General features: G+C 65.5%; 20 protein-coding genes and 1 tRNA gene. 13 read left to right on the forward strand and 8 right to left on the reverse strand.

Features of this window, described 5'->3' with window-relative positions:
* Positions 1–20: 20 nt before the first annotated feature.
* From Q0743_RS19615 to Q0743_RS19630, 4 genes are all read right to left on the reverse strand, one after another.
* Complete coding sequence (locus Q0743_RS19615) at positions 21–923, reverse strand: hypothetical protein (RefSeq protein WP_298243146.1); 903 nt, start codon at positions 921–923, stop codon at positions 21–23.
* 103 nt (positions 924–1,026) lie between these two features.
* Positions 1,027–1,383 (reverse strand): 6-carboxytetrahydropterin synthase QueD, encoded by a 357-nt coding sequence (gene queD / locus Q0743_RS19620; protein WP_298243147.1) that lies wholly within the window; start codon positions 1,381–1,383, stop codon positions 1,027–1,029.
* Positions 1,384–1,467: 84 nt separating this feature from the next.
* Positions 1,468–1,544 (reverse strand) — tRNA-Arg (locus Q0743_RS19625).
* Positions 1,545–1,829: 285 nt separating this feature from the next.
* A complete protein-coding gene (locus Q0743_RS19630; protein WP_298243148.1) occupies positions 1,830–3,329 on the reverse strand; it encodes a HAMP domain-containing sensor histidine kinase in 1,500 nt (499 codons plus the stop codon).
* 364 nt (positions 3,330–3,693) lie between these two features.
* On the opposite strand from Q0743_RS19630, the gene rpmH reads away from it, so the two are divergent.
* The 7 genes from rpmH to Q0743_RS19665 all read left to right on the forward strand — a co-directional run bounded on the left by rpmH (position 3,694) and on the right by Q0743_RS19665 (position 10,390).
* A complete protein-coding gene (gene rpmH / locus Q0743_RS19635; protein ID WP_008542748.1) occupies positions 3,694–3,828 on the forward strand; it encodes a 50S ribosomal protein L34 in 135 nt (44 codons plus the stop codon).
* Positions 3,829–3,856: 28 nt separating this feature from the next.
* Positions 3,857–4,246 (forward strand): ribonuclease P protein component, encoded by a 390-nt coding sequence (rnpA, locus tag Q0743_RS19640; RefSeq protein WP_298243149.1) that lies wholly within the window; start codon positions 3,857–3,859, stop codon positions 4,244–4,246.
* A gap of 16 nt (positions 4,247–4,262) precedes the next feature.
* A complete protein-coding gene (gene yidC, locus Q0743_RS19645; RefSeq protein WP_298243150.1) occupies positions 4,263–6,107 on the forward strand; it encodes a membrane protein insertase YidC in 1,845 nt (614 codons plus the stop codon).
* Between the two features lie 193 nt (positions 6,108–6,300).
* Entirely contained in the window at positions 6,301–6,954 is a 654-nt protein-coding gene (gene yihA / locus Q0743_RS19650) for a ribosome biogenesis GTP-binding protein YihA/YsxC (protein WP_298243151.1), read from the forward strand.
* Positions 6,954–7,319, forward strand: coding sequence for a DUF423 domain-containing protein (locus tag Q0743_RS19655; RefSeq protein ID WP_298243152.1), 366 nt, complete (start codon positions 6,954–6,956; stop codon positions 7,317–7,319). The genes yihA and Q0743_RS19655 overlap by 1 nt, the downstream gene beginning before the upstream one ends.
* Before the next feature lie 203 nt (positions 7,320–7,522).
* Positions 7,523–8,332, forward strand: coding sequence for a hypothetical protein (locus Q0743_RS19660; RefSeq protein WP_298243153.1), 810 nt, complete (start codon positions 7,523–7,525; stop codon positions 8,330–8,332).
* Positions 8,333–8,713: 381 nt separating this feature from the next.
* Complete coding sequence (locus tag Q0743_RS19665; protein WP_298243154.1) at positions 8,714–10,390, forward strand: PAS domain-containing methyl-accepting chemotaxis protein; 1,677 nt, start codon at positions 8,714–8,716, stop codon at positions 10,388–10,390.
* Positions 10,391–10,510: 120 nt separating this feature from the next.
* Here the strand turns inward: Q0743_RS19665 and mutS are convergent, their stop codons facing one another.
* Positions 10,511–13,249: a DNA mismatch repair protein MutS gene (mutS, locus tag Q0743_RS19670; RefSeq protein WP_298243155.1), complete on the reverse strand. Its 2,739-nt coding sequence runs from the start codon at positions 13,247–13,249 to the stop codon at positions 10,511–10,513.
* A gap of 281 nt (positions 13,250–13,530) precedes the next feature.
* On the opposite strand from mutS, the gene pcaF reads away from it, so the two are divergent.
* From pcaF to Q0743_RS19700, 6 genes are all read left to right on the forward strand, one after another.
* Positions 13,531–14,739: a 3-oxoadipyl-CoA thiolase gene (pcaF, locus tag Q0743_RS19675; protein ID WP_211403560.1), complete on the forward strand. Its 1,209-nt coding sequence runs from the start codon at positions 13,531–13,533 to the stop codon at positions 14,737–14,739.
* A 61-nt stretch (positions 14,740–14,800) separates the two neighbouring features.
* Positions 14,801–15,694, forward strand: a complete 894-nt coding sequence (locus Q0743_RS19680; RefSeq protein WP_298243156.1) for a dioxygenase — start codon at positions 14,801–14,803, stop codon at positions 15,692–15,694.
* A 118-nt stretch (positions 15,695–15,812) separates the two neighbouring features.
* Entirely contained in the window at positions 15,813–16,514 is a 702-nt protein-coding gene (gene pcaH, locus Q0743_RS19685; RefSeq protein WP_298243157.1) for a protocatechuate 3,4-dioxygenase subunit beta, read from the forward strand.
* Complete coding sequence (pcaG, locus tag Q0743_RS19690) at positions 16,514–17,104, forward strand: protocatechuate 3,4-dioxygenase subunit alpha (protein ID WP_298243158.1); 591 nt, start codon at positions 16,514–16,516, stop codon at positions 17,102–17,104. Before pcaH ends, pcaG begins: the two co-directional genes overlap by 1 nt.
* A 262-nt stretch (positions 17,105–17,366) precedes the next feature.
* Positions 17,367–19,055, forward strand: coding sequence for a methyl-accepting chemotaxis protein (locus tag Q0743_RS19695; protein ID WP_298243159.1), 1,689 nt, complete (start codon positions 17,367–17,369; stop codon positions 19,053–19,055).
* 49 nt (positions 19,056–19,104) lie between these two features.
* Positions 19,105–20,196, forward strand: coding sequence for a phosphotransferase (locus Q0743_RS19700; protein WP_298243160.1), 1,092 nt, complete (start codon positions 19,105–19,107; stop codon positions 20,194–20,196).
* A gap of 202 nt (positions 20,197–20,398) precedes the next feature.
* Here Q0743_RS19700 and Q0743_RS19705 read toward each other — a convergent pair whose 3' ends face one another.
* The 3 genes from Q0743_RS19705 to Q0743_RS19715 are packed head-to-tail and all read right to left on the reverse strand — an operon-like array spanning position 20,399 to position 23,607.
* The gene (locus tag Q0743_RS19705; RefSeq protein ID WP_298243161.1) at positions 20,399–21,955 is read right to left on the reverse strand and encodes an MDR family MFS transporter; all 1,557 of its coding nucleotides are present in this window, start codon (positions 21,953–21,955) and stop codon (positions 20,399–20,401) included.
* Positions 21,956–21,965: 10 nt separating this feature from the next.
* On the reverse strand, positions 21,966–23,132 hold the full coding sequence (locus tag Q0743_RS19710; RefSeq protein ID WP_298243162.1) for an HlyD family secretion protein: 1,167 nt from the start codon (positions 23,130–23,132) through the stop codon (positions 21,966–21,968).
* A complete protein-coding gene (locus tag Q0743_RS19715; protein WP_097661636.1) occupies positions 23,125–23,607 on the reverse strand; it encodes a MarR family winged helix-turn-helix transcriptional regulator in 483 nt (160 codons plus the stop codon). Before Q0743_RS19715 ends, Q0743_RS19710 begins: the two co-directional genes overlap by 8 nt.
* Between the last annotated feature and the right edge of the window lie 84 nt (positions 23,608–23,691).

Consider the following 23,691-nt stretch of genomic DNA (forward strand, 5'->3'; position numbering starts at 1 on the left):
TTCAAAGGAGCTCGGCGCCGCTACAGTTTCCCATAGACTCGCGCGGCGACCGCCTTCAGGCGCTCGACCGAGCCGGACTCCGGATGCGGCTTGACCGGCGCGAACAGGATCGAGGCCTGCCTGCCGTTCTTCCAGACATAGATGGTGACGGCGTTGCCGTTGCCCTTGGTGCAGGAATGCTCGCCGAAGGCTTCGCCGCCGAGCTCGGGGATCGCCACGTGCTTGCAGGGGCCTGCGCGTTTCATCATGCCGGCAGCGGTGTCGCGCGAGGTCGCGATCACCGCGACGGTCATGGTGTTGGCTTCGCGATCGAACATCATGCAGCTGCCTGCGCCGGTCCGCTGCACCGTCAGCGTGCTATTGTCGAGAAAGCCGTCGGCATCGGCGGCCGTGAGCCACTCGCAAGTGCCGAACCGCTCGCTGCTCTTGCCGACGCTTCCGATGGCAATTCGCGCGGCTTCCGTGACCGGCGCGAGCAGCGCGTCGTCGGCGCGCCGGCCGATCGGATAGACGGTAAGCTGCAGAATGTAGTCGCCTGACAAGGCGACGACCGAGGCCTCCTGGCGCTCCGCGCCGGCGGCGGTCGTTCCGCCCTGACCTTCGTCGCCGATCCCGGACACGGCGTTGAGCGGCATGCGCTCACTGAGCGTCTTGACGAAGGTCGCGTACAATTCCCGGGCGCGGTCCTTGTCGGGATTGCGGAACACGGAGAGCATCATCGTGTCGCCGCGCCCGCCCTGGTAGATGCAGCCGCGGCCGTCCTGATTTGAGATCAGCGACCATTTGAGCGCCGGCATCGCACGGGCGAGCTCCTGGGCGCTGATGAACGGGCAGGTTTCGGCCGCGCGCACGGGAAGCACGGGGGCGGCGGCGATGGCGAGGACGAGAGCGAGGAAAACGAACAGACGATCGAGATTGCGCATGAAGCGAACTTACTCTCGAAATCGCGCGCCCGGAACGCCTCGAACGCCCGACGCTCGGATTCGTCGTCTGACATGCCCGGGCCGGGTCAGCGCGAGGCCGTCGTCACTGCCCGTTATATTCGGCCCAGCAATCCGCGGTTTCATAGACCCGGACGGACCATAGCTGCGGAAGGCTCGGCTTCAGCCGGTCCCAGATCCAGACCGCGATATTCTCGGCAGTCGGGTTCTCGAGGCCTTTGACCTCGTTCAGGCATTGGTGGTCCAGCGCAGCCATGATGTCGGCGAAGCTGTTTTCGATGTCGAAGAAATCGGCGACGAAGCCGGTGTGCGGATCGACCGGCCCGTCCAATTGGACCTCGACCCGGTAGGAATGACCATGCAGCCGGCGGCATCGGTGGGTCTCGGGCACGTTCGGCAGCCGATGCGCCGCCTCGAACTTGAACGCCTGCGATATCCTCATCCAGCTCCTCACACGACGTCGCCATCCGGTCTCAGGCCCGTCTGGCGACCAGATGCTGCTTGGTCCTGACCTTTCGGCGAAGAATGGCGCGCCCGGAACGATTCGAACGTCCGACCCTCAGATTCGTAGTCTGATGCTCTATCCAGCTGAGCTACGGGCGCGTGTTTCGCAAACAGCGCGGGCGTGACCCGCGACGCAGCCCCCGGCAAAGCCGGAGGGGGTGCGAAAGAGCGCTCTGACTAACCGCTCTTGGCCGGATTGGCAAGGTCCGGGATGGGGAGATTTTCGCGGATCTTCACTGATCCCTCCGCCATTCCGGGGGGAGGTGAAGCGGCGAGCCCGGAATCCATAACCACCAGCCGGGGTTATGGATTCCGGGCCTGGCCCTTCGGGCCATCCCGGAATGAAGGAAAGAGTGAAATTGCGCCCACTCGGCCTCTGGCCGACTACGCCCGCTGCCGCTCGTTGCGGATCGAGAGCAGCTCCACGGGGCGGTCGGGGATGACGATGCGGAAGGTGGCGCCGATGGTGCCTTCGACCAGATGGATGTCGCCGCCATGGGCGCGGACCAGCTCGGCGGCGATGGCAAGGCCGAGACCGCTGCCGCCGGGGCGGCCGGAGGTCTGGAACGCCTCGAACAGATGGTCCCTGGTCTTCTGGGGCACGCCGGGGCCGGTGTCGGAGACCTCGATGATCGCCACGGCGCCTTCGCGTTTTCCGGTGATCCGGATCTGCTGCGGGCCGCCGTCACCGGAGGAATGACTCTCCAGCGCCTGGGCGGCGTTGCGCACGAGATTGAGCAGCACCCGGAACAGCTGATCGGGATCGGCATCGATGGCGAGCCCGCGCTCGATCGCGGCGACCCAGGCGATCGAAACGTCGGAGGCGAGACCTGCGGTCTCGCGCACCTCCAGCACCACGGGCTCGATCAGGATCATGCGGCGGTCGGGCGCGGCCTCCTGGGCGCGGCCATAGGACAGCGTCGATTGGCAGAAGGCGATGGCGCGCTCGAGCGAGCGGACCAGCTTCGGCGCAAAGCGCTGCACCCGCGGATCCGGCACGCTGGCGAGCTGATCCGACAGCAGCTGGGCCGAAGCCAGCAGATTGCGCAGATCGTGGTTGATCTTGGACACGGCGAGGCCAAGGGCGGCGAGCCGGCTCTTCTGATGCAGCATCGACATCAGATCGCGCTGCATGTCCGACAATTCCCGCTCGGCGACCCCGATCTCGTCGCTGCGCTGGCTCGGCACGATGATTCCCGCCGAGCTTTCGGGGTTCTCGTGGAAGCCGACCAGGCTCGCGGTCAGCCGCCGCATCGGGCGCACGAAGAGATAATGGAGCGCGAGATAGACGAGGCCCGCGGTCAGCACCGCGATGATCAGCGCAACCACCACGACGTTACGGGAGAAGCGATACATCTGCTGCCGCAGCGGCAGCTCGTCGGTCACGATCTCGATGAACTGGGCATTGCCGACCCCGGGCCCGACGATGCGGATGGCCTGGTTGCCGGTCTCCAGCATCATCCGGAACGAGCCGGTGATCGCCTCCCAGGCCGTCATGTCGCGGAGGTCGATGTCGTGCTCGATGGCGGCCGGAATGTTGTCGCTGGCGAGCAGGCGGCGCTGCTGGCCCATCTTGATGGCGACGGCCCGGGCATTGATGCTTTTCAGGATCTGCCGCGACAGCGAATCGGGAACCATGCCGAGCGGCGCGGCATCCAGCACCAGCGCGGCGGTGTTGGCCGCCGCGACGCGGTCGTTCAGGCGGTTGACCCAGAAGTTGGCGATGGCGGGCACATAGAGCAGGCTGGCCGCGATCATGACCAGGGGGACGGTCAGCAGCAGCAGCTTGCCCGACAGCCCAAGCCCGCGCGTCCCGCGGGGGCGCACCGCCGGCTGGTCCGGCTGATCCTGATCCTGGATCGGCTGGAGGTCTGTCGCTGCCACGAAATTCGCCCTCGCTGCCCTTGGCGTCTGAAGGATTGGCGGTAGGAAGATGCGGTCCGACCCCGGTCCGGTCAAATTACGGATCGCTAATCTGCCGAGGTGGGATGTAGGCGCTGATATCGCGAGTCGCCACCTCAAGGGTTAAAAACCCCTAGCAAACAGCGATATTCACCGGAAACGTGCGCTTGTGCGGCGTTGACGAAAACAAGGCGCTCCCTTATAAGCCGCGCAAATTGTCCGCGATGACCCGGTGTGACGCCGGGAGCGGCTCTTCTGGGGCCGAAAATGGCCCGTTTTGGGCCGCATCTTCCGGACTTTCCTATCAATTCTACAGGCAAATTGCCCGGTCAGCGGAGAAAAACCCGTGAAGCGGACTTATCAACCCAGCAAACTGGTGCGCAAGCGCCGTCACGGCTTCCGTGCCCGTCTCGCCACTGCCGGCGGCCGCAAGGTTCTCGCCGCCCGCCGCGCCCGCGGCCGCAAGCGTCTGAGCGCCTGAGCCGGACCCCCTTTTCCGGGATTTCATCATGGATCGGCTGAGGCAGCGGGCGGATTTCCTCGCCGTTGCCAATGGCGCGCGGGCGAATAGTCCCGCGTTCGTCCTGCAAAGCCGCCCCCGCGATGATTCCGGCCCTGTCAGGATCGGCTTCACCGTTACCAAAAAGAACGGCAACGCCCCCGAGCGCAATCGCATCCGGCGCCGGCTTCGCGAACTGGTGAAGCGGCTCGATCCGGTATCGATGCAGCCCCATCATGATTATGTGCTGGTCGGACGAAGGGACGCGCTCTCGCGCGACTTCGCGACCATGCTCGACGATCTGCGCATAGCGTTCACGAAGCCTGCGCGGCATACGCACAAGGGATCGCGTGGCCAGAGGCCGGGTCCCGCCTCAGCTGCCAGCCGCAAACCGGATTGATGACGAGACAACAGTGATGACCGACAATCGCAATACCATCCTCGCCGTCATTCTGTCGGGCCTCGTCCTGATCGCCTGGCAATATTTCTACAACGTGCCGGCGATGGAGAAGCAGCGCGCCCAGCAGCAGGCGCAGGCCGAGCTGCAGAAGGCCACGCCGCAGCCGACCGCGTCCGCGACGCCCGGTGCCACGCCGCAGCCCGGCGCAGCCCAGCCGGCGTCGCCGGCCGCGAACCAGGCCCAGCCGGTCGTTGCGCGCGACGTCGCGATCGCCGCCAGCCCGCGCGTCAAGATCGACACGCCGCGGATCGCCGGCAGCATCGCGCTGAAGGGGGGCCGCATCGACGACATTGCGCTGGTGCAATTCCGCGAAACGGTCGACCCGAAGTCGCCGCCGATCATCCTCTATTCGCCCTCGGGCACCGCAGAGCCCTATTACGCCGAATTCGGCTGGGTGGCGGCGACGGGCGTCACGGCGAAGATGCCGGATGCCCAGACCGTCTGGCAGCAGGACGGCAGCGGCAACCTGACGCCGACGACGCCGGTGGTGCTGAAATGGGACAATGGCGACGGCCTCACCTTCCGCCGCACCATTGCCGTTGACGACCATTATCTCTTCACCGTCAAGGACGAGGTGAGCAATGTCGGCAATGCGCCGGTCACGCTCTATCCTTACGCGCTGATCTCGCGCCACGGCACGCCGCAGGTGTCCGGCTATTACATCCTGCACGAGGGCCTGATCGGCTATCTCGGCGATCACGGCTTGCAGGAATATGCCTACAAGAAGATCGACGAAGCCAAGAAGGTCGACTTCAAGGCCACCAATGGCTGGCTCGGCATCACCGACAAGTACTGGGCTTCGGCGCTGCTGCCCGACACCAGTGCGCCGCTTCAGGCGAAGTTCTCCTCGAACCTCACCGGCAACGTCCACACCTACCAGACCGATTATCTGCTCGACCCCGTCACCGTCGCGATCGGCGGCACCGCCACCGCGAACGCGCGGCTGTTCGCCGGCGCCAAGGAAGCCGGCGTCGTCGGCGTGTTCCCGTTCGCCGGTCTCGGCGGCTACAACAAGGAGCTGGGGCTGAACCATTTCGATCTCTTGATCGACTGGGGCTGGTTCTACTTCATCACCAAGCCGATGTTCCTCGGCCTCGACTTCTTCTACCGCTTCTTCGGCAATTTCGGCATCTCGATCCTGCTCGTGACCGTGATCGTGAAGCTCTTGTTCTTCCCGCTGGCGAACAAGTCCTACGCCTCGATGGCGAAGATGAAGTCGATCCAGCCGCAGCTGCAGGCGCTGAAAGAGCGCTATCCCGACGACAAGGTGAAGCAGCAGCAGGAGATGATGGAGATCTACCGCAAGGAGAAGATCAATCCGGTCGCCGGCTGTCTTCCCGTGGTGATCCAGATCCCGGTGTTCTTCTCGCTCTACAAGGTGCTGTTCGTCACCATCGAAATGCGGCACGCGCCGTTCTACGGCTGGATCAAGGACCTCTCCGCGCCGGACCCGACCAACCTCTTCAACCTGTTCGGCCTGATCCCGATCGATCCGACGACGCTTCCCGTGTTCGGCCACTATCTGCATCTCGGCATCTGGCCGATCATCATGGGCATCACGATGTGGTTCCAGATGAAGCTGAACCCGACGCCGCCGGATCCGACCCAGCAGATCATCTTCAACTGGATGCCGCTGATCTTCACCTTCATGCTGGCGGGCTTCCCGGCGGGCCTCGTGATCTACTGGGCCTGGAACAACACGCTCTCGGTGGTCCAGCAGAGCTACATCATGCGCCGCAACGGCGTGAAGGTGGAACTGTTCGACAATCTCAAGGCGACGTTCGCGCGGAAGGCGACGTAAGCGTCAGACAGGTGCCCGCCTACGTCATGCGGGCACAATGCTTCCAAGTCGTCATGCCCGGGCTTGTCCCGCCTGCGCGGCCGAAGCCGCTTCGGCGCGGCGAAGGCCCGGGCATCCACGTTTTGGAAGCTTGCTCCGTGAAGACGTGGATGGCCGGGTCAAGCCCGGCCATGACGCGAGGATAGACTTTCAGATGACCGACAAGTCAGACGACAAGCTGATCGAGGCCGGGCGAAAGCTGTTCGCCCGCGACTGGCAATTCATCTGGGCCTCGCCCTCGATTCAGACGTTGCCGCCGATGGCGGGGCTCGAAGTCGCCTTTGCCGGGCGCTCCAATGTCGGCAAGTCCAGCCTGATCAACGCACTCACCGGGCGCAACGCGCTGGCGCGCACCTCGCATACGCCGGGCCGCACCCAGGAGCTGATCTTCTTCGAGGTCCCCGGCAAGAACGATTTGCGCCTCGTCGACATGCCCGGTTACGGCTATGCCAAGGCGCCGAAGAGCCAGGTCGCGTCCTGGACCGAGCTGATCCACAAATTCCTGCTGGGACGCGCCAGCCTCGCACGCGTCTACGTGCTGATCGACGCGCGGCACGGCATCAAGGACGTCGACCTCGAGGTGCTCAAGACGCTCGACCGCTCCGCGGTCAGCTATCAGATCGTGCTGACCAAGGCCGACCAGGTGAAGGCCTCCGAGCTGCAAGCACGCATCGCCGAGACCGAGGCGGCGCTGGCAAAACATCCGGCCGCGTTCCCGAACGTGCTCGCGACCTCGTCGCGCAGCTCGACCGGCATGGAAAGCCTGCGCGCCGCGATGGCGAAGCTCGTGGAAGAGCGGGCCTCGTGATGCCGGCGCATCGCCTGCTGATCGCCCTTGCCGGCGTGATGGGCGCCGCCGGCGTCGCATTGGCCGCCGCCTCCGCCCACGGCGCGGATGCGAGCCGGCTCGCCACGGCGAGTGCCATGTTGCTGTTTCATGCAACCGCCATATTGGCGACCACCGCTCTGCTCGCGCGCGGCCTTCTGCACGGCGGAATTGGCCTCATCGCCGCGTTCGGCTTCGTGACCGGCGCCGCGCTGTTCGCGGGCGACCTCACCTTGCGGCAATTTGCCGGGCACGCGCTGTTTCCCATGGCGGCACCGACCGGTGGAACGGTGATGATTGCGAGCTGGCTGGCGGTGGCGATAGCGGCGGCGCTGCCGCGGAAGTGACGCTTTCTCTTACCCTCCCCTGGAGGGGGCCTGGAGGGGGAGGGTCGGCTCACATTGAGCGCAGCGAAATGTGAGCCGGGGTGGGGTGATCTCTCCACTCGGGCACTGCATCGGTCGAGAGACTGTCACCCCACCCCGTCTCATATTCCGCGGCGCTCCATATGAGCCGACCCTCCCCTTCCAGGGGAGGGTAAGAAGCCAGAATGTCCCTCGACCTTCACTTTCTCCTCTTCCTTCTCTTGCGGATGGCGATCGCGGCGGCGTTCGTCGTGTCGGCGTCGATCATCACTGAACGCGCAGGTCCGGTGATCGGCGCGCTGATCGCGACATTGCCGGTGTCGGCGGGTCCCTCCTACGTCTTCCTTGCGCTTGACCACGACGCTGCCTTCATCGCGCAGGGGGCATTGGCGAGCCTGCCGGTCAACGCGGCGACGATCTTCATGTGCCTCGCTTACGTCGTGCTGGCGCAGCGGCACAGCTTCGCCGTGAGTTGCGGAAGCGCGGTCGTGGTCTGGATCGCGCTGGCTTCCATCATCCGGCAGTTCGACTGGTCGCTCAGCGCTGGCCTCGCCGCGAACCTGATCGCCTTCGGCATCTGCATTCCGCTGCTGGCCGGCTACCGCCATGCCAAGATGCCGCTGGTGACACGCCGCTGGTACGACGTGCCGATGCGGGCTGCGCTGGTGGCGACCCTTGTTGCCATCGTGGTCTCCACCTCGGGCTGGGTCGGCCCCCGCATCAGCGGCATCATCGCCCTGTACCCCGTAGTGTTCTCCAGCATCATGGTGATCCTGCATCCGCGCATCGGCGGCCCGCCGACCGCTGCCGTGCTCGCCAACTCCGCCTGGGGTTTGCTCGGATTCGGCATGGCGATCGCCGTCCTGCACGTGGCGGTGGTGTCGTTCGGCCTGGCCGTCGGTCTGTGTCTCGCGCTCGGCACCTGCATTGCTTGGAACTTGACGCTGTGGGGGCTCGGCCGGCGTGCGATGCGCAATGCGCGCCAACAGCCGTGAGACTACGGACAAGCGCGACACCGCGGCGCGAAAAGTCATTTGCAGGATATGGGCCTCACGCTCAGGGGCACCGCGGCAACTCTGCAAGCCATTGAATGAGATGCGTCATTTCAAGTCGCGCCGCCGATCGGACCTGATCGCGACGGAGGCAGCGTTCGTTCCAGCTCCCGCCGTTTTCCGACACTTCTATTAGAACTTTGTTCGAGCTTTTCCCGTAGGAATAATATTGCTTACCCGCTCGCGCCGTCGCCGGCGCGAACCCGTCCGAGCTGCATCCGAGCGCAGGGACTCGCGGGGATTGTCGATTTGAGTACGGCTGTGTTGCCGCAACGGCCACTTCCCTGCAGGCTATCCACGTTATTTCGAGATGGAGATTGTTCGATGTTCGGTCGCAAGTCCCAGAGTGATGCGCAAGCGCGGCTCGACGCCATAGGCCGTTCGCAGGCCATGATCGAATTCAATCTCGATGGCTCGATCATCACGGCCAACCAGAATTTTCTCGACGCCCTCGGCTATCGGCTCGACGAGATTAAAGGCAAGCATCACTCCATGTTCGTGCCGGCCGACCAGCGCGACACCGCCGAGTACAAGGCGTTTTGGGCCGCATTGAGCCGCGGCGAGTATCAGGCGCGCGAGTTCAAGCGGATCGCGAAGGGCGGCCGCGAGGTCTGGATCGAAGCATCCTACAATCCGGTGCTCGACGGCAACGGCAAGACGGTGATGGTCGCCAAGATCGCAACCGAGATCACCGCGAAGAAGATCCGGAGCATGACGGATGCGTCGAAGATCGCGGCCATCAGCCGTGCCCAGGCCGTCATCGAATTCAAGCTCGACGGCACCATCGTCACCGCCAACGAGAATTTCTGCAAGACCCTCGGCTATTCGCTGGCCGAGATCGAGGGCAAGCATCACAGCCTGTTCGTGGCCGAGACCGAGCGCAGCGGTCCCGCCTATCGCGAGTTCTGGGCCGCGCTCAACCGCGGCGACTACCAGGCCGGGGAGTTCAAGCGCATCGGCAAGGGCGGACGCGAGGTGTGGATCCTTGCCTCCTACAATCCGCTGATCGACGAGAACGGCAAGCCTTACGGCGTCGTCAAGTTCGCGACCGACATCACCGCGGAGAAGCTGAAGAACGCCGACCTCGCCGGCCAGATCTCGGCGATCGACAAGGCCCAGGCGGTGATCGAGTTCAACATGGACGGCACGATCATCACCGCCAACGCCAACTTCCTCGGCGCGCTCGGCTACTCGCTGGCCGAGATCAAGGGCAAGCACCACAGCATGTTCGTCGAGCCCTCGGAACGCGACGGCGCCGCGTACCGCGAATTCTGGGCGGCGCTCAACCGCGGCCAGTACCAGGCGGCCGAATACAAGCGCATCGGCAAGGGCGGCAAGGAGGTCTACATCCAGGCCTCCTACAATCCGATCCTCGACCTCAACGGCAAGCCGTTCAAGGTCGTGAAATATGCCACCGACACCACGCGTCAGGTGCTGGTCCGCATGGGCAACGAGCGCGTCCGTGGCATGATGGAATCGGTCGCCGCCGGCTCGGAAGAGCTGAACGCCTCGGTGCGGGAGATCTCGGAGGCGATGACGAAATCCCGCGAGACCGCGATGAGCGCGGTGGAGCAGGTCTCCTCCGCCGACGCCCAGGCCCAACGCCTCACCGACGCCGCACAGGCCATGAGCGGCATCGTCGAGATGATCAACAGCATCACCGGCCAGATCAACCTGCTGGCGCTGAACGCCACGATCGAATCCGCTCGCGCCGGCGAAGCCGGCCGCGGCTTTGCCGTGGTCGCCTCCGAAGTGAAGAGCCTCGCCAACCAGGCCAAGCAGGCGACCGACAAGATCGGCCAGGAGATCGGCAGCCTCAACGGCATCTCCGGCGACGTCGTCAGCGCGCTCGGCTCGATCAAGCAGGCCATCAACAATGTCAGCGAATACGTGACCTCGACCGCCGCCGCCGTCGAGGAGCAGAGCACGGTGACGAACGAGATGTCGACCAGCATGCAGCGCGCCGCCGCGGAAGCGGCCGCGATCGCGGCGCGGGCGTAGCCAAGCGGACGGAATCGTAGGGTGGGCAAAGGCGCGCTCTTCGCGCGCCGTGCCCACGATCTCTTCGCGATCCAGCCGATATGCGTGGGCACGCTACGCTTTGCCCACCCTACGGCACCGTCACTGCTTCGGCAGCTTGGCCTTCAGCGCATAGAGCGCATCGAGCGCTTCCCGCGGCGACATCTCGTCGGGGTGCAGCGCCTTCACGGCGTCCATCAGCAGCTCCGCTTCGCTCGGCGGCGCGGCTTCGGCGGCGGCGCGGGAGGGCACCGCGAACAGCGGCAGATCGTCGACCAGTGCGCGCGCGGTCTGGCCGCGGTCCTGCGCCTCCAGCTTGGACAGCACCGATTTGGCGCGTGTGATCACGGCCGGCGGCAGGCCGGCGAGCTTGGCCACCTGGATGCCGTAGGAGCGGTCGGCCGAGCCCGGCAGAACCTCGTGCAGGAACACGACGTTGCCCTGCCACTCCTTCACCCGCACGGTGGCGTTGAACATGCGCGGCAGTTTGGCGGAGAGCGCGGTCAGCTCGTGATAATGCGTCGCGAACAGGGTGCGGCAGCGGTTGCTCTCGTGCAGGTGCTCGATCGCGGCCCAGGCGATCGAGAGGCCGTCGAAAGTCGCGGTGCCGCGGCCGATCTCGTCGAGGATCACCAGCGCGCGCTCGCCGGCCTGGTTGAGGATCGCCGCGGTCTCGACCATCTCCACCATGAAGGTGGAGCGGCCGCGGGCGAGATCGTCGGCAGCGCCGACGCGCGAGAACAGGCGGTCGACGATGCCGATCCGCGCCCGCGTCGCCGGCACGAAGCTGCCGATTTGAGCGAGCAAGGCAATCAGCGCGTTCTGGCGCAGGAAGGTCGATTTACCGGCCATGTTGGGGCCGGTGAGCAGCCAGAGCTGGCCGGACTTTTGCGCGGGCGCCGGCGACAGATCGCAGGCATTGGCGATGAACGGCTCGCCATTGCGCCTCAGGGCCTGCTCGACCACGGGATGGCGGCCGGCCTCGATGGCGAAGGCGAGGGAATCATCGACGTCGGGGCGCACATAATTGTCGTCGACCGCGAGCTTGGCCAGCGAGGTCGCGACGTCGAGCAGGGCGAAGGCGTGCGCGGCGGCGCGCAGTTCGTCGCTCACCGCCATGGCCTTCGCTGACAGCCGCTCGAAAATCTCGAGCTCGAGCCCGAGCGCGCGGTCCCCGGCATTGGCGATCTTGGCTTCGATCTCGCCGAGTTCCGACGTCGTGAAGCGCACCTGGCCCGCCAGCGTCTGGCGATGGATGAAGGTCGCGTTCAGCGGCGCCGACATCAGCTTGTCGCCGTGCTGCGCGGTGACCTCGACGAAATAGCCGAGGACGTTGTTGTGCCGGATCTTGAGAGCCTTGACGCCGGTGTGGTCGGCGTAACGCGCCTGCATCGAGGCCACCACGAGGCGCGAGGTGTCGCGCAAATTGCGCGCTTCGTCGAGGGCGGGTTCATAGCCCTGCCGCACGAAGCCGCCGTCGCGCTTGATCAGCGGCAGCTGCTCGTCGAGCGCGCTGGCGAATTCCGCTGCCAGCTCGCGCGAGGGCCTTTGCAGCGCGGCCACCACCACCGCGATCTCCTGCGGCGGCTGGTCCAATTCACCGAGCCGCGCCAGCACCTGGTCGGCGGCGATGATGCCGTCGCGCAGCCCCGCAAGGTCGCGCGGGCCGCCGCGGCCGACCGAGAGACGGGCCAGCGCGCGCGACATGTCGGGCGCGCCGCGCAATATGCTGCGGACGTCCTCGCGCGCGGCGGAGTCCGCAACGAATGTGCCGACCGCATCGAGCCGGCGCGCAATGGCGGGCGCGTCCGTCAGCGGCGCCGCCAGCCGTTGCGCCAGCAGGCGCGAGCCGGCCGAGGTCACGGTGCAGTCGATCGCGTCGAGCAGCGAGCCGCGGCGCTCGCCGGCAAGCGTCCGCGTCAGCTCGAGGTTGGCGCGGGTGGCCGGATCGATCGCCATGGTCGCGCCCGAGGCCTCGCGCGCAGGCGGCGACAGTGGCGGGTGCTTGCCGACCTGGGTGCGGTCGACATAGGTGACGGCGGCGGCCGCGGCGGTGGCTTCGAGCCGCGTGAGCTGCGCGAGGCCGTCCATGGTCGCGACCGCAAAATAGTCGCACAGGCGCTTTTCGGCGGTGGCGCCGTCGAAGACGTCGCGGGTCAGCGGCGTCACTGCCGGCAGTTCGCGCAGGGTCTGTCCGAGCTCGTTGTCGCCATAGAGCGCATCGGTGACGATGGCCTCGTTCGGGTTGATGCGCGCCAGCGTCGCGGCAAGCTCGCCGCCCGAACATTCGGTGACCATGAATTCGGCGGTCGAGATGTCGATCCAGGCGAGGCCGAAGCGGTCGCCGCCCGCAGAGGAGCGGGCCCGCGCGATCGCCAGCAGATAGTTGTTGGCGCGCGCGTCGAGCAGATTGTCCTCGGTCAGCGTGCCCGGCGTGACCAGCCGCACCACGCCCCGGCGCACCACGCTCTTGTTGCCGCGCGCCTTCGCTGCGGCGGGATCCTCGGTCTGCTCGCAGACGGCGACCCGGTGGCCGGCCGAGATCAGACGATGCAGATAATCCTCGGATCGCTCGACCGGCACGCCGCACATCGGGATATCGGCGCCCTGATGCTTGCCGCGCTTGGTCAGGACGATGCCGAGCGTCCTGGAGGCGATCTCGGCGTCCTCGAAGAACAATTCGTAGAAATCGCCCATCCGGTAGAACAGCAGCAGGCCCTGATGCGCCGCCTTGATCTCAAGGTATTGTTCCATCATCGGCGTGACGCGCGCGGCAGCTTCCGCCTGGGGCGCGGGCGCTTCGTCGGGGGGCGGAACGGGGATCGGCTGTTGCATGGTCATGGGCGGCGCAACCTACAAAATTTCGTCCCCTGCTCCTATCGCTTTGGCCTGACAGGGGAGGTTTTCCACGTTGTCCGTGTGGCGGAAGCGGTTGCCACATTTTCCGTCGTCATTCCGGGCCTGCGCCTGTCGGCGCATCCCGGAATGACGACGGAATTTCGTGGCGCTGAGCCGAATACGCCGCCCGCGAAACCGTCAATTGACCTGCCGCGGGCGCCCTCCTAAAACTCCGCCGACATTGAAGAATTCTGGCCGAACCGCGGCATTCAGGGAGAACAACGATGCGTGACGTCTTTATCTGCGATGCCGTGCGGACCCCGATCGGCCGTTTCGGCGGCTCCCTTGCCAAGGTGCGCGCCGACGATCTCGCCGCAGCCCCGATCAAGGCGCTGATGGCCAAGCACCCCAACCTCGACTGGGCGCAGGTGGACGAGGTCTTCTTCGGCTGCGCCAACCAGGCCGGCGAGGACAACCGCAACGTCGCGCGCATGGCGCTGTTGCTGGCTGGTCTTCCGGATTCGGTTCCCGGCCAGACCCTGAACCGGCTCTGTGCCTCCGGCCTCGACGCGGTCGGCGCGGCCGGTCGCGCCATCCGCTCCGGCGAGATCGAGCTCGCGATTGCCGGCGGCGTCGAATCCATGACCCGCGCGCCCTTCGTGATGGGCAAGGCGCAGGAGGCCTTCTCGCGCTCGGCCGAGATCTTCGACACCACGATCGGCTGGCGCTTCATCAACCCGCTCTTGAAGGCGCAGTACGGCGTCGATGCGATGCCGGAGACCGGCGAGAACGTTGCCGAGGAATTCCAGGTCTCGCGCGCTGACCAGGATGCCTTCGCGATCCGCTCGCAGCAGCGTGCTGGCAAGGCGATTGCCGCTGGGTACTTCGCCGAGGAAATCACACCGATCACCATTCCCGGCGGCAAGGCCGGCCCGATCACTGTCGACAAGGACGAGCATCCGCGCCCCGAGACCACGCTGGAAGGCCTCGCCAAGCTGAAGCCGATCGTGCGTAATCCCGGTACGGTGACCGCCGGCAACGCCTCCGGCGTCAATGACGGCGCTGCCGCCATGATCCTGGCATCCGAAGCTGCCGTGAAGAAGCACGGCCTGACGCCGCGTGCCCGCATCCTCGGCCTTGCCTCGGCCGGCGTGCCGCCGCGCATCATGGGCATCGGCCCGGTGCCGGCGACCCGCAAGCTGATGGAGCGGCTCGGCAAGAAGATCAGCGATTTCGACCTGATCGAGCTCAACGAAGCCTTCGCCTCGCAGGGCATCGCCTGCATGCGCCAGCTCGGCGTCGCCGACGACGCCGATTTCGTCAATCCGCATGGCGGCGCCATCGCGCTCGGCCATCCCCTCGGCATGAGCGGCGCGCGCCTCGCGCTCACCGCAGTCCACGGCATGGAGAAGCGCGGCGGCAAGCTCGCGCTCGCCACCATGTGCGTCGGCGTCGGCCAGGGTGTCGCGGTTGCGATCGAGAAGGTGAACTGAGTTCTCTCTTCTCCCTCTCCCCGCACGCGGGGAGAGGCGAAGGGGCCGAGTGGAGACAGCCATGATCATCGAGCGCGAGCAGGACGTCACGGCCGCGGCGCTGGCGGTGATGGAGCGGACGTCGGATCCGCGGCTGCGCCAGATCATGGTGTCCCTGGTCAAGCACCTGCACGCCTTCGTGCGCGATGTCCGCCTGACCGAGAAAGAGTTTCGCGACGCCACCGCGGTCATCGCCGAGCTCGGCAAGCTGACGACCGATACCCATAATGAAGTCGTGCTGATGGCGGGCTCGCTCGGTGTCTCGCCGCTGGTGTGCCTGCTCAACAATGGCGACCAGGGCAATACGGAGACCGATCAATCGCTGCTCGGACCCTTCTGGCGGCTGAACTCGCCGCGGGTCGAGAATGGCGGATCGATCGTGCGTTCGGAGACGCCGGGGGCGCCGCTGTTCGTGAGCGCCCGAGTCGTCGACAAGGACGGCCGTCCCGTTGCGGGCGCGGAGGTCGATGTCTGGCACGCCTCGCCGGTCGGCCTCTACGAGAACCAGGACCCCGAGCAGGCCGACATGAACCTGCGCGGCAAGTTCACGACCGACGGGGAAGGGCGCTTCTCCTTTCGTTCGGTGATGATGGTCGGCTATCCCATTCCGACCAACGGCGTGGTCGGCCGTCTGCTCGAAGCGCAAAGCCGGCATCCCTACCGCCCAGCGCATCTCCACGCCCTGATCTTCAAGCCCGGTTTCAAGGTGCTGATCTCGCAGGTTTACGACCCCACCGACCCGCATATCGACAGCGACGTGCAGTTCGGGGTGACGCGGGCGCTGATCGGCAAGTTCCAGCGCCACGACACGCCGCATCCGACCGCGCCCGATGTCGTGGCGCCCTGGTATTCGCTCGACCACACCTACCGGCTCGAAGCCGGGGAGGCGGTGCTGCCGCGTCCGCCGATCAAATAGCGCGGGCCCGCCGGGCGCGGCATGGCCGCCAAACCCGCTTCCCCAAATTAGTTATATCCTATAATGATTGGCGGAAGTTGACCGGCCGGACCGAAAATGGCCGGGGAGGAGTTCGCCCATGACATTCATCTATCCCACAGACAGCAACAAGGCGCATCCGCTGCCGCTGTCGCCCGACTACAAGAGCTCGATCAAGCGCGCGCCGAACAAGCCGTTGATCCCGATGCGGCATACGCTGTCGGAGCTGACCGGTCCGGTCTACGGCCACGAGACCGTGCGCAAGGGCGACAACGACCTCACCACCCAACACACTGGTGAACCGATCGGCGAGCGCATCATCGTCCACGGCCATGTGCGCGACGAGGACGGCCGGGGCGTGCCGAGCTCTCTGGTCGAGATCTGGCAGGCCAATTCCTGCGGCCGCTACGTCCATGTCCGTGACCAGCATCCGGCGCCGCTCGATCCGAACTTCACCGGCGCCGGCCGCACCGTGAGCGATGCCGACGGCTACTACCGCTTCGTCACCATCAAGCCGGGCGCCTATCCCTGGGGCAATCATCATAACGCCTGGCGTCCCGCGCACATCCATCTGTCGGTGTTCGGCCATTCCTTCGTCACGCGCCTCGTGACGCAGATGTACTTCCCTGCCGACCCGCTGTTTCCGTTCGACCCGATCTTCAATTCGGTACCGGACGAGAAGGCGCGGGCGCGGATGGTCTCCTCGTTCGACCTCGAGAACACCCAGCCCGAATGGGCGCTGTGCTACCGGTTTGACATCGTGCTGCGCGGCAAGAACGCCACCCCCATGGAGAATCACTAGTGCAGGATAATGGGATCACGCCGTCGCAGACCGTCGGCCCGTTCTTCAAATACGGCCTGACGCCGACCGGCGACTACGCCTGGAACGACGCGTTCACCCACTCGACGCTGACGCCCGACGTCACCGGCGATCGCATCCGTATCGAAGGCCGTGTGTTCGACGGCGACGGCGTTGTCGTGCCGGATTGCATGCTGGAGATCTGGCAGGCGGACGCGCAGGGCCGCTTTGCCGACCCGCAGGACAAGCGCGCGCTGCCCAATGCGAGCTTCCGCGGCTTTGCCCGCTGCGGCACCGACAAGGACGGCAATTACGCTTTCGAGACCATCAAGCCGGGCGCGGTGCCGGATCCCGACGGTAAGCCGCAGGCGCCGCATATCCTGCTCGCGGTGTTCGGCCGCGGCATGCTGCGGCATCTCTACACCCGCATCTATTTCAGCGACGAGACCGGCAACGCTTCCGATCCCGTGCTGGCGCTGGTGCCTGCTGATCGCCGCGCCACGCTGACCGCGGTGCGCGAGGCCGGCAAGCCGGTCTACCGGCTCGACCTGCGGCTCCAGGGCGACGACGAGACGGTGTTCTTCGACGTCTGAGGGGCGATGCGTACCGGGGAGGTCTCCTCCCCGGCATGCTGTCTCATGGGGCGCACCGAAGCCGGGACTGCGTTGCCTTCGGCCGAAAAGATTCGTTCGCACGCGTGTGCGTCAGTTTAACTGACTCAAATACCGATGGCTCGACCTTCAAATCCCGTAGTTCTGCGGGCTTCGTACGGTATTATTCCGCCGCGAAGCAATTCCGTATTTACCGTATTCGTCTAGGGTGGCCGCAGTTTCGGACGCCGTCCTGGATTGTTTCATGAAATTTCGTCTGTCGTTGTCCTCTGCGATCGTCGCGTTCGGCATCGTTCTCGCCATTGGCTTTGCCGCCGTCGTTTCGACCAGCCTGTACGCCTTGAAAGAGCTCAAGGTTGGCGGTCCGCTCTATTCCGACATCAAATTGGGCAACGACCTCATCGCGGACATCCTGCCGCCGCCGGAATATGTCATCGAGGCTTATCTGGAGGCGACCCTGGCGATGCGCGAGCCGGACCAGCTGGCGGCCCACGGCGAACGCCTGGTCCAGCTCCGCAAGGACTATGACGAGCGCAAGGCGTTCTGGGTCACTTCCAGCCTCTCGGCCGACCTGAAGACCGCGCTGGTGTCGAAGTCCGACGCCGAGGTGCAGAAGTTCTGGAAGGCGTCGGACCAGCTCCTGCCGGCCCTCAAGGCCAAGGACGCGGCCGCTTCCGAGCGCGCTTATGCGCAGCTCAAGGACGCCTACACCGCGCATCGCGCCGTGATCGACAGCATCGTCGAGAACGCCAACAAGCAGAATGCCGCCATGGAGAAGCTGGCGGCGGACCGCGACAGCTCGATGCTCTATATCCTCCTCGGCGTCTCCGCTGCCGTTCTTGCCTTCGTTGCCGCCGGCTTGCTCGGCGTCGCGCTCGGCGTGGTGCGCCCGATCGTGCGCATGACGGGTACGATGCAGAAGCTCGCGACCGGCGATCTCGCCGCCGACATTCCGTTCGCCGACCGCAAGGACGAGGTCGGCTCGATGGCGGGCGCGCTCGTGGTGTTCAAGCAGGCGGCGGTCGAGAATGCCCGGCTGCGCGAGGAGCAATTGCGGCAGGAGCAGGAGGCGGCGCAGGCCAAGCGCTCCGCCCTGCACCAGATGGCCGAGACCGTCGAACGCGAGACCGGCCGCTCGGTCGACACCGCCGGTGCGGCGACGCAAGGCGTCGAGCGGGCGGCGTCCAGCCTGTCGGAGATCGCAAGATCGCTGTCCGCGCAGTCGCAGGCGGTCGCGGCAGCCTCCACCCAGGCCCTCGGCAGCTCGCAGACCGTCTCGGCCGCGGCCGAAGAGCTGAGCGCCTCGATCCGCGAGATCGCGAGCCAGGTCCTGCGGACCAGCACTGTGACAAAATCGGCGGTCGCCGGCCGCGAGCAGGCGCGCTCGACCATCCAGTCGCTGGCGGGATCAGTGAAGAAGATCGCCGAGGTCTCCGACCTCATCGGCGGCATCGCCGGCCAGACCAACCTGTTGGCGCTCAACGCCACGATCGAGGCGGCGCGCGCCGGCGAGGCCGGCCGCGGCTTCGCCGTGGTCGCGGCCGAAGTGAAATCCCTGTCGGACCAAACCGCCAAATCCACCGAGGAAATCACGCGGCTGATTACCGAGATCCAGGCCTCGACGCAGGCCGCGGTCGACGCCGTCGAGACGATGGGAGGGCACATCGTCGAGATCGACGGCGTGGCGACCTCGGTTGCCGCCGCGATGGAACAGCAGGACGCTGCGACGCGCGAGATCGCGCGGTCGATTTCCGAATCGGCGTCCGCGGCAAAGGAAGTCTCGGCCAAGATCGGCAATGTCAGCCGCGACGCCACGTCCGTGAACGATCGCGCGGCAGAGGTCAGGCAGGCGATCGCCGGCATGGCCGCCAATCTCGAACAGCTACGGTCGGTCGTGGTGAGGACCGTGCGCGATTCCACCGCGGCCGCTTGAAGCGGGGCACGAGGCCTGCTGCTGGTGCCCGGGACTGTGATCGTGCAGTATGGCGCGGGACAGGGGCACGGTGGCTATGACACCTCCACAATTGCCTGACATCGTTGAACCGGGCCGACTGACGGCTGCGCTACGCCGAAGCGGCGTGCTGGACGCCGGTGCGGTGCGCGAGGTGAAGGTGCTGCATCAGCACCCGGCCCTGGTGTCGCGCGTCATCCGTCTTGGGCTGCGCTATGTTGGGGAATCCGCCGGGGCCCCGCACTCCGTCATCCTCAAGATGCCGCATCCGGCCTACGCCAAGACGCTGGCGAATGCCGGCCGGCAGGAAGTGGCTTTCTACACGCGTCTTGCGCCGAACATGCCGTCGCAGATCGTACCGCGCTGCTACGATGGTCATTTCGACGAGGAGAGTCAGGCGTGGCATCTCCTGCTCGAGGACCTCACCGAGAGCCATGAGGTCGCAGCCGACTGGCCATTGCCGCCCTCGCGCGATCAGGCGATGGCAATCGTCACGGCGCTCGGCCGGTGGCATGCAGCCTGGTGGGACCACTCCGGACTCGGCGCGACTGTCGGTGCCTGGGCGAGTGCCGACGACAGCGCGAAGCTGATGGATACTTTCGCGGGGCATTATGATCGCTTCGCCGATCTGCTCGGTGACCGCCTCAGCGAGGAGCGGCGTATCCTGTACCGGCGACTGATCGAGAAGGCGGAGCGGCTGTTGCAGCGCTACCATTCGCATCGCCACGTCACCATCGCGCACGGCGATGCCCATACCTGGAATTTCCTGCTACCACGCCCGGGCGTCACCGATACCGTCCGCATATTCGACTTCGACCAATGGCGCATCAACGTGCCGACGAATGACCTCGCCTACATGATGGCCACACAGTGGTATCCGGATCGCAGGCAGGCGCTCGAGCGGCCTTTGCTCAACCATTATCACCAGACGTTGATGCAGCACGGTGTCGCAGGCTACACCCGAGGCACGCTCGACCAGGACTATCGCCGGTCAGTGCTTTGGCACATTACCAAACCGGTCTGGCAGTGGAGCGTCAACATTCCGCCGGTGATCTGGTGGAACAATCTGGAGCGGGTGTTTGCGGCCGTAGATGATCTGGGCTGCGAGGAATTGTTGGGGTAGGTCGCGCCGTTCGCTCGGTGCGGTGTGAGGCGCGGTGCCGGGTCAACCTTCTCGGTGTCGTCCCCGCGAAGGCGGGGACCCATAACCACAAGGAGAGGTCGTCGCGCGAGCTGCCAACTCCGAGTCTTCGCCAAACCACTTCCTGTGGTTATGGGTCCCTGCGTTCGCAGGGACGACAGCGGAGAGTGTGGATCGAGCGTGCCTACTCCATCACCGCATGTTCCGGCCCGGCCGCCTGCTTGCGCAGCGTGGCCTTGGTCGAGCCGATCAGCAGGGCGAGCGGGATGGTGCAGAGGATGAAGATCATCACCAGCTGGTAGTCGTGTGCGAAGGCGATGATCTGCGCCTGCACGCTGACCATCCTGTCGGCCATGGCGCGGCCGGCGTCGGTGGACAGGTTGATCAGGCCGCGGACGTCGGGCATCTGCAGCGCATGATTGAACGGGTTGATGTGCTCGGACAGGATCGCGTAGGTCCGCCGCGTCCCCTGCGTCAGCTGCGCGATGACGACGGAAATGCCGACCGAGCTCGCGACGTTGCGCATCAGGGTCAGCATCGCGGTGCCGTCTGTGCGCAGATCGTTCGACAGCGTCAGGAACGCCACGGTCGAGAGCGGCACGAAGACGAGGCCGAAGCCAAACCCCTGGATGACGCTGACGGTGACGATCTCCGGCACCTGGGTCAGGTCGGTCCAGCCGGTCATCTGGAACAGCGAGCCCGCGGTCAGCGTCAGGCCGGAGATGATCAGCGTACGCGCCTCGAAATAGCGCATCATGCGGCCGACCAGCATCATGGCGAAGAAGGTTCCGAAGCCGCGGCTCGCCAGCAACAGGCCGGCGGTGATGATGGGATACCCGATCACGTTCTGCATGTAGGGCGAGGCCAGCGCCATGGTCGAGAACAGCACGAGCCCCATCACGACCATGAACATGCAGCCGGTGACGAAGTTGCGATCCCGGAACAGCGCGAAGCGGATGAACGGCGTCGAGGTCGTGAAGGAGTGCGCGAGGAAGAAGTAGAAGGCAACGGCCGAGACGATGAACTCAGCGAGGATCTCGTTGGATTCCAGCCAGCCCAATTGCTCGCCGCGGTCGAGCGCGAGCTGCAGCGCGCCGATCGCAACCGCGAGCGCCGCGAAGCCGAAAAAGTCGAACTTGAGGCTGAGATCCTTCCGGGTCTCGTCCATGAACACGATCAGCCCGAGCACGGTGATGGCGCCGAACGGCAGGTTGACGAAGAACACCCAGTGCCAGGAATAGGTCTCGGTCAGCCAGGCGCCGAGCGAGGGGCCCATGATCGGCCCCATCATCACGCCCATGCCCCAGATCGACATCGCCTTGGCGCGTTCCTGGAGCGTGTAATAGTCGAGCATGACCGATTGCGACAGCGGCACCAGGGCGGCGCCGAACACACCTTGAAGCAGGCGGAACAGCACCATCTGGTTGATGTCCTGCGCGAGACCGCACAGCACCGAGGCCATGGTGAAGCCGGCCGAGCAGATGATGAAGATGCGCTTGCGGCCGAAGCGGTTGGCGATCCAGCCCACCGGCGCCGTCATGATCGCGGCGGCGACGATGTAGGAGGTCAGCACCCAGTTGATCTGGTCCTGCGAGGCCGACAGCGTGCCCTGCATATAGGGCAGGGCGACGTTGGCGATGGTGGTGTCCAGCGCCTGCATGATCGTCGCCGTCATGGCGCAGATCGTCACCATGTTCCGGCGCAGGCCGGGGACCATCAAATGCGCATTGGGACCGGACATCGTTCAGTCCTTATTCGTCTTTGTCCTGGCTCGCGGTCGCCGACAGCCCGAACAGGCCGGCGAGCGAACGCTGATGGCCGGTGTCGATGGTGGCATAGACGCTCATGCCGGCCTTCAGCTTCCGCACGTATTTGTCGGTCTCGTCGAAATAGATGCGGATCGGCACGCGCTGCACTACCTTGACGAAATTGCCGGTGGCGTTCTGCGGCGGCAGGATGGCGAATTGCGCACCGGTGCCGGGCGAGAGCGAGCCGATCTTGCCCTTGAAGACGTGGTTCGGGAACGCGTCGACCTCGAGCGTGACGGGCTGACCCTCGGTGACGTGGGTGAGGTCGCTCTCCTTCGGATTGGCGTCGACCCAGGGATGGGCGACGTCGATGATGGAGAACACCGGCGTGCCCGCGGTGACGAAGCGGCCGAGCTGGATCTGCTCGACCTGCGTCGCCACGCCATCCATCGCCGCGCGCAACACGGTGTGGTCGAGGTTGCGCTGGGCATCGTCCAGCTTGGCTTTTGCCTGTGCGTAGGGCGGGAATTGCTCCAGCGGCAATTCGGTATTGCCGAGCAACTGAGTCTTGGCGTTGGAGAGCTGCTGCTTGATGTATTGCGCCTGCGCGCCGGCGGTGACCAGCGCATTCGAGGCGTTGTCGAGATCGAGCTGCGAGCCGAAATTGTTCTTCACCAGCGCCTGCTTGCGCTCGACGTCGCGCTTCTTCAGATCGATGCCTTGCTGAGCCAGATCGAGCATGTCGCCGTAGATCTTGATGTTGGCGACGAGGTTGTCATAGGTCGTGCGCGCCTGCGCGAGCTGCGCCTTGGTCTCTTCCACCGCGAGGCGGAACGGAACGGGGTCGATCTCGAACAGCTCGTCGCCCCGTTTGACCGACTGGCCTTCCTTCACGACCACCTTCAGGATCTTGCCGGAGATGTCGGGCGTCACCAGCACCTTCTGCGCGCCGACATAGGCGTCGTCGGTGCCGACATAGCGCCCGCCATGCAAATAGAATGTGAGGCCGGCGATCGCGGCGGCAACAGGCAGCACGACCAGCAGCAGGAAGCGGCGATAGCGGCGCAAGCCCGCAATGAAGCGGCGGCGCGGATCGGTGCCGGCCTTCTTGGTCGGCTTGCCGCTGTCGGCTTTCTGCTCGGGCTGGAATTTGAGGACTTGATCAGCCATAGCGCTGCTCCTTGCGCGCTTGTTCCGCACCGGATGTCTGGATCGCGGTGCGGACGTTTTCCTTGATGGTTTCGAGCTGGGTCAGGAGGCGATGGGCGTCCGCCGGCGTGATGCCGTCCAGCGCGTTGGCGGTGAGCTCGGACTTCAGCCCGCTCATCCGGCCCAGCAATTGCCGCCCGGCCTTCTTCAGATACAGCCGCTTGACGCGGCGGTCTGAAGGATCATTGCGGCGCTCGATCCAGTCGCTGTCGCAGAGCTTGTCGATCAGGCGCGTCAGCGTGATCGGCTGCATCTCGAGCAGCTCGGCGAGTTCCGACTGCTTCATGCCCTCGCTGCGCTCGACCTTGGCCAGCACCGCCCATTGGGCACGGGTGATGCCGAACCGCGACGCCTCCTTGTCGGCATAGACGCGCAAAAGGCGGTAGAGCTCGCCCAGCGTAAACAGGAAGTTCTGGTCGACGGACCCGCGGGTCATAAGCTTGGTCTCCAATAAGCTTTGAATATAATAAGCAAGCTTATGATTATTCCATCGCCGATTAGCAGGAGGCTGTCCCGCAGC

It is taken from the genome of uncultured Bradyrhizobium sp. (genome assembly GCF_936943645.1).
GTDB lineage: Bacteria > Pseudomonadota > Alphaproteobacteria > Rhizobiales > Xanthobacteraceae > Bradyrhizobium.

Bases quoted from the DNA above. Each gene is read 5' to 3' on its own strand.
- Q0743_RS19615 (WP_298243146.1), bottom strand. From the start codon at position 923: ATGCGCAATCTCGATCGTCTGTTCGTTTTCCTCGCTCTCGTCCTCGCC.
- queD (WP_298243147.1), bottom strand. From the start codon at position 1,383: ATGAGGATATCGCAGGCGTTCAAGTTCGAGGCGGCGCATCGGCTGCCG.
- rnpA (WP_298243149.1), top strand. From the start codon at position 3,857: ATGGATCGGCTGAGGCAGCGGGCGGATTTCCTCGCCGTTGCCAATGGC.
- yidC (WP_298243150.1), top strand. From the start codon at position 4,263: ATGACCGACAATCGCAATACCATCCTCGCCGTCATTCTGTCGGGCCTC.
- yihA (WP_298243151.1), top strand. From the start codon at position 6,301: ATGACCGACAAGTCAGACGACAAGCTGATCGAGGCCGGGCGAAAGCTG.
- Q0743_RS19655 (WP_298243152.1), top strand. From the start codon at position 6,954: ATGCCGGCGCATCGCCTGCTGATCGCCCTTGCCGGCGTGATGGGCGCC.
- Q0743_RS19660 (WP_298243153.1), top strand. From the start codon at position 7,523: ATGTCCCTCGACCTTCACTTTCTCCTCTTCCTTCTCTTGCGGATGGCG.
- Q0743_RS19665 (WP_298243154.1), top strand. From the start codon at position 8,714: ATGTTCGGTCGCAAGTCCCAGAGTGATGCGCAAGCGCGGCTCGACGCC.
- mutS (WP_298243155.1), bottom strand. From the start codon at position 13,249: ATGACCATGCAACAGCCGATCCCCGTTCCGCCCCCCGACGAAGCGCCC.
- pcaF (WP_211403560.1), top strand. From the start codon at position 13,531: ATGCGTGACGTCTTTATCTGCGATGCCGTGCGGACCCCGATCGGCCGT.
- Q0743_RS19680 (WP_298243156.1), top strand. From the start codon at position 14,801: ATGATCATCGAGCGCGAGCAGGACGTCACGGCCGCGGCGCTGGCGGTG.
- pcaH (WP_298243157.1), top strand. From the start codon at position 15,813: ATGACATTCATCTATCCCACAGACAGCAACAAGGCGCATCCGCTGCCG.
- Q0743_RS19695 (WP_298243159.1), top strand. From the start codon at position 17,367: ATGAAATTTCGTCTGTCGTTGTCCTCTGCGATCGTCGCGTTCGGCATC.
- Q0743_RS19700 (WP_298243160.1), top strand. From the start codon at position 19,105: ATGGCGCGGGACAGGGGCACGGTGGCTATGACACCTCCACAATTGCCT.
- Q0743_RS19705 (WP_298243161.1), bottom strand. From the start codon at position 21,955: ATGTCCGGTCCCAATGCGCATTTGATGGTCCCCGGCCTGCGCCGGAAC.
- Q0743_RS19710 (WP_298243162.1), bottom strand. From the start codon at position 23,132: ATGGCTGATCAAGTCCTCAAATTCCAGCCCGAGCAGAAAGCCGACAGC.
- Q0743_RS19715 (WP_097661636.1), bottom strand. From the start codon at position 23,607: ATGACCCGCGGGTCCGTCGACCAGAACTTCCTGTTTACGCTGGGCGAG.